Source organism: Pseudonocardia halophobica (genome assembly GCF_027922425.1).
Taxonomy (GTDB): Bacteria; Actinomycetota; Actinomycetes; order Mycobacteriales; family Pseudonocardiaceae; genus Pseudonocardia; species Pseudonocardia halophobica.
Window position 1 is genome coordinate 45,193 of the sequence record NZ_BSFQ01000022.1, and the last position, 11,686, is coordinate 56,878.

Sequence of the window (11,686 nt, forward strand, 5' to 3'; positions counted from 1 at the left end):
AGTGCAGCGAAAGTGGGCCGACGCGGAGCGTCTTCCGGGCGCGGAACCTCATCGGGCGCTCCTCGCCATCAGGGTCAGGGTGTGTGCGAGCGCGGCGGCCTCGTTGGTGGTCAGCCCCTCGTCCGGCAGCCCGTGGACCGGCAGCGTGACCGGCTGGGCGGAGACACCGTCCTCGCCGTGCCGCACCACCATCTGCTCGAGCTGCACCGTGACCGGCTTCCGGCCGAACGTGGGGCTCTCGACGGCGACGACCTCACGGCTGACGTGGTGCCGCCAGAGCTCACCGACCCGATCGATCTCGGCGTCGGTGATGCCGTGGTCCCACGTCCCGGAGCACCAGTAGGGGCAGGCGAGCGCCCGCTTCTCGGTGATGGCCAGGGCGTCGTAGATGGACGTCGCCGTGGGCTGGGTGGGGGCGGTCATCGGGTCACCCGCCCGGTCTCGCGCTCAACGAGGTCGACGAGGTGCAGCAGCTGCGCGGCGACCTTCCGAGCCTCACGCGGGGTCAGGGCGGCTCCGACCTTGCCGTCTGCGCCCTCAAGGAAGATCTCGAGCTGCGGGGGCTGGACGTCCCAGGCATGGGTGTCGCGGGTGAGCTCCTGGTACTGGAACGCCCGGAGGGTGACTCGGCCGGGGTCGGCAGGCTTGAACGCGGCCGGTGTCAGGAGCCACGGCTGCGAGTCACACATCTGGTCGAGCAGGCCGTCGGTGTGGTGAGCGCACCAGGCGGCATGATCGTGAGTCGGTGTTTCAGTGATCAGGGCGGGCAGGGCAGGATGAGCCACAGCCGCCACCTCCTTCTGTGCAAGGGGTGTGTCGGTTAGGCCCGCACCGCGGAGTACCAGTCCGCGGTTCGGGCCGCCTTACGTTCCGGCCGCTTTCAGGAGCGGCGCGGCCTTTCCGCCCGGACGACGCGCACCCACTGTGCGACGCCTCGGGCGACGATCAGACAGCCGAGGACGGTGTACTTCGCCGCCCACACGAGCGGCATAAGCCACCAGCCGAGGCAGACCCAGAACCACGCCGAGTTGCTGCCGGCGCTGATCCGCTTGACGAAGCGGAAGGGGCCGACACTCGGGGTGAAATACAAGGGCATGGTGTGCTGGGCTCCTCGGTTAGGTGTGGGTCAGCGGGCGTAGTTGGCGCGGAGGGCGGTGTCGCCCGCGGCCTGGTCGCGCTCGTCCGCCAACCGTCGGACGCGCTCGGTGGTGTAGGCGTTGCGCCAGTAGTCGCGTTCGCGGACGAGCTCGGCGTGCGCGGCGCGGTCGCGGCTCGTCCGGCGGGGGAAGGTCAGGACGAGGCCGAGAAGGCCGATGAGAACGAAGCTCGCTCCCATCCAGGTGTAGGCGGCGGCGAGGAGCTGGTCAGCTTCGGTGGCGCGGACGAGCGCGAGGATGCCGTACGTGATGGCTCCCACCGACAGGAGCTGCGCGGCGCGGCGGCCGACGTTGACGGCGATGGTGCGGGCGATGCGATGCTTGGGCACGGGACTCGGGCCTCTTCCGGGTCTCGGCCTCACCCGTCGGATCAGGGCGGGTGGGGCGTCTTCAAGTAGGACGCACCGATAGTGCCCTTTGCCCTGGCCCTCGCCTGCTGCGTGCTGGCCGGTGCGGGTGTGGTCGACCCCGACCGGCTCGGGGCGACGGTACTGCTCGGCGAGCTCGCCCTCGACGGGCGCGTGCGGCCGGTGCGCGGGGTGCTGCCGAGCGTCCTCGCGGCGCGGTCGGCCGGGCTGCGCCGGGTGGTGGTGCCGGTCGCCGCGCTCGAGGAGGCCGGCCTGGTCGACGATGTCGACGTCTACGGGGCCACCACACTCGACCAGGTCGTGGGCTGGTTCGCAGGGGAGCGCGAGCTGGACCGGCCGCTGGGCCCACCGCCCACGGCGGCCGCCGCGGTGCCCGATCTGGCCGACGTCGTGGGCCAGCCGGACGCGCGCCGCGCGCTCGAGGTCGCCGCCGCCGGCGGGCACCACCTGCTGCTCGTGGGCCCGCCCGGCACCGGCAAGACGATGCTGGCCCGGCGGATCGTCGGGCTGCTGCCGGAACTCAGCCGGGACGAGGCGCTGCAGCTGGCGTCGGTCCGCTCGGTGATCGGGGAGGCGGGCGGCGACCCGCTGAGCCGCGTCGTCCCGTTCGTCGCGCCGCACCACTCCTCGTCGATGGCGGCGCTGCTCGGTGGCGGGAGCGGGCTGGCCCGGCCCGGCGCCGTGTCGCTCGCGCACCGCGGGGTCCTGTTCCTCGACGAGTGCGCCGAGTTCCAGCCCCATGTGCTCGACGCGCTGCGCACCCCGCTCGAGGAGGGCGAGGTCCGGCTGGCCCGGGCGGACGGGAGCGTGCGGTACCCCGCGCGGTTCCAGCTGGTCCTCGCGGCCAACCCGTGCCCGTGCGCGCCGGCGCGGGACCGGGACTGCATCTGCACGTCGATCGTGCGGCGCCGGTACCTCGGGCGGCTGTCCGGCCCGCTGCTCGACCGCGTCGACCTGCGGGCCCGGATGGTCCCGGTCACCGAAATCGGCGGCGCGGGCGAGGCGGAGGAGGACACCGCCACGGTCCGTGCACGGGTGCTCGCCGCCCGGGCGGCCGCGGCGGAGCGATGGTCGGCGCACGGGTGGCGGACCAACGCCGAGGTCCCCGGCCCGGCGCTGCGGCGCACCTTCGGCCTGCCCCGCACCGTCGTCCGGCCGTTGGAGGAGCGGATGCGGGCGGGCGAGCTGTCCGCACGCGGGGCGGACCGAGCGCTTCGGGTCGCGTGGACGCTCGCCGATCTGGCGGGCGCCACGTCGCCGGACCGGGAGACCGTGGACAACGCGCTGTACTACCGCGAGCGGGGTGCGGCGTGACCGCCGCGGCGCCCCGCCCGATCGTGGTGGCCGAAGAGGTCCTGCGGGCGCGGGCGTACCTGCTGCGGGTCGCCGAGCCGTCCGCGCTCCACACCGGGAGGCTCGTCGACCTGCTCGGCCCGGTCGCGGCCGCCGACGCGATCCGGCGCGGCGACGTCCCCGAGCGCGTGGCGGACGAGACCTCCGCGCGGCGCGGGGCGGACCGTGTCGACGCCGACCTCGCGGCGGCCGCCGACTGTGGCGCGCGGCTGGTCGTGCCCGAGGACCCGGACTGGCCGCAGTGGCCGTTCGCGTGCTTCGGCCTCACGGACAAGAAGGAGCTGGCACCGCCGCTGGGGTTGTGGGTGCGGGGGACCGGCTCGCTGGCAGACCTCACGGACCGGGCGGTCGCGATGGTCGGCGCCCGCGCGGCCAGCGGCTACGGCACCCACACCGCCGCGGAGCTCGGAGCCGGGCTCGCCGCGGCCGGGCAGACGGTGGTGTCGGGCGCGGCGATCGGGATCGACGGGGCCGCCCACCGCGGGGCTCTGGCCGGCGGCGGACCCACGATCGCGGTGCTGGCGTGCGGGCTCGACCGGGCCTATCCCACCTCCCACGCCGGGTTGATCGACCGCGTCGCCCGTCAGGGGCTGGTGGTGTCCGAGTACCCGCCGGGCGCGGTGCCGGCGCGGCACCGGTTCCTGGTGCGGAACCGGCTCATCGCGGCGCTGTCGGTGGGCACGGTGGTGGTCGAGGCGGCGCTGCGGAGCGGGGCGCAGCGCACGGCGTCCGACGCCCGCGAGCTCGGCACCGTGCTCATGGCGGTTCCGGGGCCGGTGACCTCGGCGGCCTCCGCGGGCTGCCACGAGCTGATCCGGCAGGGCGCCCTCCTGGTCACCCGGGCCGAGGAGATCACCGAGGCGACCGGGCGGCTGGGGGTGGAACTGGCCCGCGAACCGGAGCGGCCGCAGCGGCGCACGGACGTCCTCGATGAGACCCAGGCCCGCGTGCACGACGCCCTGCCCCCGCGCGCCGCCCGCGACATCGCCTGGCTGGCGGTCGAGGCGGGTCTGGAGCAGGACACCGTCCGTTCCGCGCTGGTCGAGCTGGAGCGCCGCGGCCTCGCCGAGTTCCACGAGGGGCGGTGGCAGCGGTCGGTGGGAGGGGGTGGGTGAGGGCCTTCGGCGAGCGCTGGCGTTCATCCCGGCGAGCGGGCGGTCGGTGTGCAGGAGGGTGAGGCGAGGACGGCTCGGAGGGGCGACCGGCGTGGGTCGTTGACCCCGGCTCGCCCGACACGCACCGTCGACGGATGGCCCGCCCGATCGTGAGACGCCGCCGGAGGACAGGTCCGAGAGCGGGCACGTCGACCCGACCGGGAGCGAGGCCGCGGACGAGCTCGCCGTCCCGAGTGGGCGCGGGGCCGCGGACGAGCTCGCCTTCCCGACCCGGGGTGAGGCCGTGAACGAGCGCGCCAGTTCGACGGGACGCGGCGCCGGCGAGACCGGCGCCGATTCGCCGGAGCGCGCGCTCGTGGCGGAGGTCGGGGAGGTGGTGGACCGCTTCCTCCGGCATCTCGAGCTGGAACGGGGCCGGTCCGCCCACACCGTGCGCGCCTACCGCTCTGACCTCGTCGGGATGCTGGGCGGCCTGCCGTCCCTCGCGGCGCTCGACCTTGCGCATCTGCGCCGGCGGCTGGGCGAGGCGCACGCCGCGGGGACGAGCCGGGCGACGCTCGCCCGGCGGGCGGCGGCGGTCCGGACCTTCACCGCGTGGGCGGCCCGCAACGGGGTGCTCGCGAGCGATCCCGGGGCGCGGCTGAGCTCGCCCAGGTCTCGGGGCGAGCTGCCCGAGGTGCTGCGGGCGGACCAGGCCGCGGCGGTGCTCGACGCGGCGACCTCCGGTGCGGCCGAGGAACACCCGGAGGCCCTCCGCGACCTCGCGCTGCTCGAGGTGCTGTACGCGACCGGCATCCGGGTGGGCGAGGCCTGCGGACTCGACGTCGACGACGTCGATGACGAGCGCCGCACTCTGCGCGTTCTGGGCAAGGGCGACAAGGAGCGGACCGTGGTGTTCGGGGTGCCCGCGGCCGACGCGCTGCGACGCTGGCGGGCGCTCGGCCGACCGGCGCTGGCGCGTCCGGACTCGCCGCCCGCGTTGTTCCTGGGCGTCCGCGGAGGGCGACTGGACCCTCGCGTCGCGCGCACGATCGTGCACCGCGCGATGGCGGCGCTACCCGGCGCACCGGACATCGGTCCGCACGGCTTCCGGCACGCCGCGGCGACACACCTGCTCGAGGGGGGCGCGGACCTTCGTCACGTACAGGAGTTGCTCGGTCACGCTACGCTGTCGACTACTCAGCTCTACACGCACGTGACCGTCGACCGTCTGAAGGTGGTCCATGACCAGGCTCATCCCCGGGCATGACGCTCCGGATATGGAGTCTGCGCAGGTCACGCGGCAGGTCGGCGGCTTTGCAGGAGCCCTGGCCACGGCCCTGACCGCCGCGGACGTGCCCGCGGTCGGCGAACGCAGGGTGTCACTGCGGGCGGTCCCGGCCGGGTCCGGGGTGTCACCGGACGGGGCGGGGGGTGCGGAGTCGAACCTCGGCGGGCCGCACCGGGCCGCCGAGCACGTCGCCCTCGTCGCGCCGCTCCGGCCGGATCGCCGCGACACGCCCGACGCCGCAGCCCGTCCCCCGATCGGGCACCGCGGCTCGGCGAACGGCACACCCGGTCCCGACGCCCCGGCCGTCGACCGACGCGGCACGCCCGACGCCGTCCTGCCCACCGGGGAGGGCATCCCCGACGTGGGCGAGACGCCTGCGGCGGCGCCTGCGGTCGACCCGCCCGGGAGCGAGGCGCCCGCGGCGGCCGACATCACCTCGACCCTCTGGTCGGACTTCCTCGCGAGCCGTGGACCGGCCGCCCGGGACCGACTCGTGATCCACTACCGGGCGCTCGTGCGCGGCGTCGCGGGCAAGATGGCCGGCGGCCTGCCGGCCCACGTCGACGCCGCCGACCTGGTCCAGGTCGGGATGTTCGGACTGATCGAGGCCGTCGAGCGGTTCGAGCCCGAGCGTGAGGTCCGGTTCGAGAGCTTCGCCGCGCAGCGGATCCGCGGCGCGATGCTCGACGAGCTGCGTGCCCAGGACTGGGTGCCGCGCACCGCCCGGGCCCGCCGCCGCGAGGCCGAGCGGGCGCGCGAGCGGCTGGAGACCCGGCTCGGCCGCACGGCGGACGACCGGGAGATCGCCGACGAGCTGGGTGTCGGGCTGCGCGAGCTGCGCGGCATGCTCCAGCACCGGCAGCTCGTGAGCGTGGAGGCGCTCGAGTCCGGTGGCGAGGTGCAGGTGCCCGTCGCGGAGCTGGTCGCGGACGAGTCGGCGCCGGACCCGCTGGAGGTCGTGGAGCACGGCGAGACGGTCCGCGAGCTCGCTCTCGCCGTGGGCGCACTGGGGGAGCGGGACCGCGAGGTCGTGCGCCTCTACTACCTCGAGAACCGGACGCTCGCCGAGATCGGCCGCCTGCTCGGCGTGACCGAGTCGCGGGTCTGCCAGCTGCACTCCCGCCTGGTCACGCGGCTGCGCACCCGGCTGACCGAACCGGCCTGAACACGCCGACCCTCACCCCGGCCACGGGTCGGGCAGCGGCAGCAACCGGACGTGCCGCGGCCGCAGCAACACCAGTGGGTCCATGTACTCCGACGTCGAACGCACGCCGCGCCGCACGCCCCAGTGCAGGCAGGCCTCGGCCGGGCACCCGGCGTGCCCGGCGTCGAGCACGCCGATCGGGTCGCCCCGGGCCACCCGCACCCCGACGGCGACGGTGCCGGTGACCGGCTCGTAGGTCGTTCGCAGCCCGTCGGCGTGCTCCACCGACACCACCCCGCGCCCGGCCACGGGCCCGGCGAATACGACAACCCCGTCCCGCGCCGCGAGGACCGCCTGCCCCACACCGCCGACCAGGTCGGCACCGCGGTGCCCGCGGCCGTAGCGGAAGGGCGGCTGGTCGAACGGCCGCGCCACCGCCGGCACCGGCGCGAGCGGCCACCCGTACTCCACCCCGGGCATGAGCTCACCGGCCGATTCCCCGGCTGCCGGCTCCGAGGGCGCCGGTTCCGAGGGCGCCGACCTCGCGGCCGCCGACCGCGCGACCGCCGGATCGGACGGCGCCACGGGCGACGCGGAGGCCGTCCGTCCCGCCCCATCCCCCACCCCGAGCAGCAGCCCGCACGCAACGACCACCACCAGCCGTCGGGCCGCCGTCCGCCGACCCGCTCCCGGCCGCGCCGTGCACGAACCCACCGCACGCCGAGCCGCCGCCCGTCCCATGCCGCCACCCTGCCCGGAGCAGCGCGGATCCGCCGTCGCGGGGACGATCGATCCACAGGCCCCCGAACCTGGGGACGGATCGGCCGCGGGCGGCCGTCCCGGGTGAGGCCGATCGGCGGCCGGGCGTACACTTGACCCCGCACCTCGACCACTCGAGGTGACTTCGCGCGCTCGCGTGCCCTGCGGAAGCGGGGTCGGCGACCGGGCGGTCCCGTACTCCTGCCGAGCGGCCGGGTGCGGGTCCGGGAGCCGGCGCGGCGCCAGGGCGGAGCCCCGCAGGGGGTCCCGCGACAACCGCCACGCGCGGACCGGCCGGTGTGATCGGTGATCACCCTCCGCGGCCCGCGCCCGACCGAGAGGTGAACACCGGCCATGGCCGTCGTCACCATGAAGCAGCTGCTCGACAGCGGCGTGCACTTCGGGCACCAGACCCGGCGCTGGAACCCGAAGATGAAGCGCTACATCCTGACCGAGCGCAACGGCATCTACATCATCGACCTGCAGCAGACGCTGTCGTACATCGACCGCGCCTACGAATTCGTCCGCGAGACCGTGGCCCACGGCGGCACGATCATGTTCGTCGGCACGAAGAAGCAGGCCCAGGAGGCCATCGCCGAGGAGGCGGGCCGGGTCAACATGCCGTACGTGAACCAGCGCTGGCTGGGCGGCATGCTCACCAACTTCCAGACCGTGCACAAGCGCCTCCAGCGCCTCAAGGAGCTGGAGTCGATGGAGCAGACGGGGGGCTTCGAGGGTCGCACCAAGAAGGAGATCCTCATGCTCACCCGCGAGAAGGACAAGCTCGAGAAGACCCTCGGCGGCATCCGCGACATGTCGAAGGTCCCGAGCGCGGTCTGGATCGTGGACACCAAGAAGGAGCACATCGCCGTCGGCGAGGCCCGGAAGCTCAACATCCCGGTCGTCTCCATCCTGGACACCAACTGCGACCCCGACGAGGTCGACTTCCCGATCCCGGGCAACGACGACGCGATCCGTTCCGCGGCGCTGCTCACCAAGGTGATCGCCAAGGCGGCGGCGGACGGCCTGATGGCCCGCTCCGCGCGCGCCCGCGGCGAGGGCGAGAAGGCCGAGGGCGCCGAGGAGCCGCTGGCCGAGTGGGAGCAGGAGCTCCTGACCGGCGGCGGGTCCGACGGCGCGAGCCTGGGCGGCGAGACCGCCGCCGCTGGCGCGGGCTCGGCCCCTGCCAGCACCAGCAACGGCACCCAGCAGACCGCCGGCTGAGAACCACCCGATCACGGCGGCCGGGGCACCTCCCGCCCCGGCCGCCGATCGGCCCCCGACCCACCCGTACCGCGAAGGACGAGAAGACACCGAGATGGCGAACTACACCGCCGCCGACGTCAAGCGGCTCCGTGAGCTCACCGGCTCCGGGATGATGGACTGCAAGAAGGCGCTCGAGGAGTCCGAGGGCGACTTCGACAAGGCCGTCGAGCTCCTCCGCATCAAGGGCGCGAAGGACGTCGGCAAGCGCGCCGAGCGCTCCACCTCCAACGGCCTGGTCGTCGCCGAGGGCGGCACCATGGTCGAGCTGAACTGCGAGACCGACTTCGTCGCGAAGAGCGACGACTTCGTCGACCTCGCCACCAAGATCCTCGCCGTGGCCGTCGAGCAGAAGCCGGCGGACGTCGAGGCGCTGGCCAAGGCCCCGCTCGACGGGGGCACCGTGGCCGACGCGATCCAGGCGCTCTCCGCCCGGATCGGCGAGAAGCTCGAGCTCAAGCGCTACATCCACGTCGACGGCCCGGTCGCGGTCTACCTGCACCGCCGCTCGAACGACCTGCCGCCGGCCATCGGTGCGCTCGTCGCCTACGAGGGTGACGACGCGGAGGCCGCCCGCAACGTCGCGATGCACATCGCCGCCGCGCGCCCGCAGTTCACCACCCGCGACCAGGTCCCGGCCGAGGTCGTGGAGAACGAGAAGCGGATCGCCGAGGCGACCGCCCGCGAGGAGGGCAAGCCGGAGAAGATCCTCGACCGCATCGTCGAGGGCCGGATCACGGGCTTCTACAAGGACGTCGTGCTCCTCGAGCAGGCCTCCGTGCTGGACTCCAAGAAGACCGTGAAGGCGCTGCTGGACGAGGCCGGCGTGACCGTCAAGGACTTCGTCCGCTTCGAGGTCGGCCAGGCCTGAGCATGACCGACCAGGGGATCGACGCCGAGAACACCACCCGCCGCGGGTACCGCCGCGTGCTGCTGAAGCTCGGCGGCGAGATGTTCGGCGGCGGGGGGCTCGGCGTCGATCCCAAGGTCGTGGAGACCGTCTCGCGGCAGATCGCGGAGGTCGTCGCGAGCGGCGCCCAGATCGCGGTCGTGATCGGGGGCGGCAACTTCTTCCGCGGCAGCGAGCTGCAGCAGCGCGGGATGGACCGCTCCCGCGCCGACTACATGGGCATGCTCGCCACCGTGATGAACTGCCTCGCGCTGCAGGACTTCCTGGAGCGCGAGCACCACCTCGACACCCGCGTGCAGACGGCGATCACGATGGGGCAGGTCGCCGAGGCCTACATCCCCCGGCGGGCCATCCGGCACCTCGAGAAGGGCCGGGTCGTGATCTTCGGGGCGGGCGTCGGCATGCCCTACTTCTCCACCGACACGGCCGGGGCGCAGCGCGCGCTCGAGATCGGCTGCGAGGCGCTGCTGCTGGCCAAGGGCGTCGACGGGGTCTACACCGCGGACCCGAAGATCCACCCGACGGCCGAGATGTTCCACGAGATCACCCACCGCGAGGTGCTCGAGCGCGGCCTCAAGGTCGCCGACGCCACCGCTTTCAGCCTGTGCATGGACAACCGGATGCCGATCATCGTGTTCAATTTGCTGACCGAGGGCAACATCGCCCGCGCGGTCGCGGGTGAGAGGATCGGCACGCTGGTCAGTACGCCCGAGACCTGAGAACGACACGCCAGAACGCACCGGGAGCAGCCGTGATCGACGAAACCCTCTTCGACGCCGAGGAGAAGATGGAGAAGGCAGTCGAGGTGGCCAAGGACGACCTGGCCAGCGTGCGCACCGGCCGGGCCACCCCGGCGATGTTCTCGAAGGTCGTCGTGGACTACTACGGCGCCTACACCCCGCTGAACCAGCTCGCCTCGGTGTCGATCCCCGAGGCGCGGATGGCGGTCATCAAGCCGTACGACGCGAGCCAGCTCAAGGCCATGGAGAAGGCCATCCGGGACTCGGACCTGGGCCTGAACCCGAGCAACGACGGCCAGATCATCCGGTGCATCATCCCCCAGCTCTCGGAGGAGCGGCGCCGCGAGATGGTCAAGGTCGCGCGCAGCAAGGGCGAGGACGCGCGCGTCACCATCCGCAGCCTCCGTCGCAAGGCGATGGACGAGCTGCACCGCATCGTCAAGGAGGGCGAGGCGGGGGAGGACGAGGTGACGCGCGCCGAGAAGGAGCTGCAGGGCGTCACCGACAAGTACGTCCACCAGGTCGACGAGCTGGTCAAGCACAAGGAATCCGAGCTTCTCGAGCTCTGAAGGACCGTGACCACCTCGTCCAGTGCCGACCATCAGGCCGACCACGTGACCGACCACGAGGCCGACCCCGGCCCCACGCCCGACGCGGCCGGGAAGCCTCCGGTGACCTCGGACCTGCCCGGGTCGGGGCTGCCGGGCACGCCGTCCGCTCCGCCGCCGCGCTCGGCGCGGCTCGGCCGCAACCTCGTCGCGGCCATCGCCGTCGGGCTGTCGCTGGGGGCGGTCATCCTGGCGTCGCTGCTGGTGCAGCGGCAGGCGTTCATCATCGTGCTGGCCGCGGCCACCGCCGTCGGCACCTGGGAGCTCGCCGGGGCCTTCCGGCGCAGCAACCAGCAGATCAAGGTCCCGCTGCCGGTCCTGCTGCTCGGCGGGCAGGCCATGGTCTGGCTGGCGTGGCCGTTCGGCCTGCGCGGGTCCGCGGTGGCCTTCGCCGTCACGGTCCTGGTCTCGCTCCTGTGGCGGATGGGCTTCGGCGCGCGGGGAAGCGGCGCCAATGCCGCGGACGGCTTCCTGCGGGACGTGGGCGCCGGCATCTTCTGCGCCGCCTACGTGCCCTTCTTCGTCTCCTTCGGCACTCTCCTCGTGCTGCCCGAGGACGGCGTCGGCCGGGTCCTCACCTTCATGATCTGCGTGGTCGCGTCCGACGTCGGCGGGTACGCGGCCGGGGTGGTCGCCGGCAAGCACCCCATGGCCCCGCGGATCAGCCCGAAGAAGTCCTGGGAGGGCTTCGGGGGCTCGCTGCTCGCCGGCATGGCCGCGGGTGCGCTGTGCGTCCTCCTGCTGCTCGCCGGCGCCTGGTGGCTCGGCGCGATCCTCGGTGCCGTCCTGGTCGTCACGGCCACGCTGGGCGACCTCACCGAGTCGATGATCAAGCGCGACCTCGGCATCAAGGACATGGGCACGCTACTGCCCGGGCACGGCGGCCTGATGGACCGGTTGGACTCGATGCTCCCGGCCGCGTTCGTGTCGTGGGCGCTGTTGAGCGTCTTCGTCCCCGTCGCATGAGGAACCCGGCGTCGAGGGTGCCGCCCCGGATGA

Annotated in this window: 14 protein-coding genes; 9 read left to right on the forward strand and 5 right to left on the reverse strand. The window is 73.8% G+C overall.

Translation table 11 applies throughout. The features are described 5' to 3' along the window. Positions 1-48: 48 nt before the first annotated feature. The 4 genes from PKE99_RS23135 to PKE99_RS23150 form a co-directional block, all read right to left on the reverse strand. Positions 49-423 carry a hypothetical protein gene (locus PKE99_RS23135; RefSeq protein WP_037046982.1) on the reverse strand — a complete coding sequence of 125 codons (375 nt, stop codon included), beginning with the start codon at positions 421-423 and terminating at the stop codon, positions 49-51. Then, the gene (locus PKE99_RS23140; RefSeq protein ID WP_037046983.1) at positions 420-785 is read right to left on the reverse strand and encodes a hypothetical protein; all 366 of its coding nucleotides are present in this window, start codon (positions 783-785) and stop codon (positions 420-422) included. The genes PKE99_RS23135 and PKE99_RS23140 overlap by 4 nt, the downstream gene beginning before the upstream one ends. A gap of 95 nt (positions 786-880) precedes the next feature. After that, entirely contained in the window at positions 881-1,096 is a 216-nt protein-coding gene (locus PKE99_RS23145; protein ID WP_037046985.1) for a hypothetical protein, read from the reverse strand. A gap of 30 nt (positions 1,097-1,126) precedes the next feature. After that, positions 1,127-1,486 (reverse strand): hypothetical protein, encoded by a 360-nt coding sequence (locus PKE99_RS23150; protein WP_037046987.1) that lies wholly within the window; start codon positions 1,484-1,486, stop codon positions 1,127-1,129. Positions 1,487-1,567: 81 nt separating this feature from the next. On the opposite strand from PKE99_RS23150, the gene PKE99_RS23155 reads away from it, so the two are divergent. The 4 genes from PKE99_RS23155 (at position 1,568) to PKE99_RS23170 (ending at position 6,428) form a co-directional block, all read left to right on the forward strand. Beyond that, positions 1,568-2,839: a YifB family Mg chelatase-like AAA ATPase gene (locus PKE99_RS23155; protein WP_231498242.1), complete on the forward strand. Its 1,272-nt coding sequence runs from the start codon at positions 1,568-1,570 to the stop codon at positions 2,837-2,839. Continuing rightward, entirely contained in the window at positions 2,836-3,993 is a 1,158-nt protein-coding gene (dprA, locus tag PKE99_RS23160; RefSeq protein ID WP_231498243.1) for a DNA-processing protein DprA, read from the forward strand. The genes PKE99_RS23155 and dprA overlap by 4 nt, the downstream gene beginning before the upstream one ends. Before the next feature lie 373 nt (positions 3,994-4,366). After that, positions 4,367-5,242 (forward strand): tyrosine recombinase XerC, encoded by an 876-nt coding sequence (locus PKE99_RS23165; RefSeq protein ID WP_425566433.1) that lies wholly within the window; start codon positions 4,367-4,369, stop codon positions 5,240-5,242. A gap of 10 nt (positions 5,243-5,252) precedes the next feature. Further along, entirely contained in the window at positions 5,253-6,428 is a 1,176-nt protein-coding gene (locus PKE99_RS23170; protein ID WP_081924198.1) for a FliA/WhiG family RNA polymerase sigma factor, read from the forward strand. Positions 6,429-6,440: 12 nt separating this feature from the next. On the opposite strand, the gene PKE99_RS23175 is transcribed toward PKE99_RS23170, so the two are convergent. After that, the gene (locus PKE99_RS23175) at positions 6,441-6,887 is read right to left on the reverse strand and encodes a M23 family metallopeptidase (protein WP_037047160.1); all 447 of its coding nucleotides are present in this window, start codon (positions 6,885-6,887) and stop codon (positions 6,441-6,443) included. A gap of 633 nt (positions 6,888-7,520) precedes the next feature. Between PKE99_RS23175 and rpsB the strand changes: the two genes are divergently transcribed. The 5 genes from rpsB to PKE99_RS23200 all read left to right on the forward strand — a co-directional run bounded on the left by rpsB (position 7,521) and on the right by PKE99_RS23200 (position 11,653). After that, positions 7,521-8,390: a 30S ribosomal protein S2 gene (rpsB, locus tag PKE99_RS23180; RefSeq protein ID WP_037046988.1), complete on the forward strand. Its 870-nt coding sequence runs from the start codon at positions 7,521-7,523 to the stop codon at positions 8,388-8,390. Between the two features lie 94 nt (positions 8,391-8,484). After that, complete coding sequence (tsf, locus tag PKE99_RS23185; RefSeq protein WP_037046990.1) at positions 8,485-9,300, forward strand: translation elongation factor Ts; 816 nt, start codon at positions 8,485-8,487, stop codon at positions 9,298-9,300. 2 nt (positions 9,301-9,302) lie between these two features. Then, positions 9,303-10,058 carry a UMP kinase gene (gene pyrH, locus PKE99_RS23190; RefSeq protein ID WP_051737565.1) on the forward strand — a complete coding sequence of 252 codons (756 nt, stop codon included), beginning with the start codon at positions 9,303-9,305 and terminating at the stop codon, positions 10,056-10,058. Between the two features lie 32 nt (positions 10,059-10,090). Further along, positions 10,091-10,648, forward strand: coding sequence for a ribosome recycling factor (gene frr / locus PKE99_RS23195; protein ID WP_037046992.1), 558 nt, complete (start codon positions 10,091-10,093; stop codon positions 10,646-10,648). A gap of 102 nt (positions 10,649-10,750) precedes the next feature. Beyond that, on the forward strand, positions 10,751-11,653 hold the full coding sequence (locus tag PKE99_RS23200) for a phosphatidate cytidylyltransferase (RefSeq protein ID WP_051737587.1): 903 nt from the start codon (positions 10,751-10,753) through the stop codon (positions 11,651-11,653). Positions 11,654-11,686 lie beyond the last annotated feature (33 nt).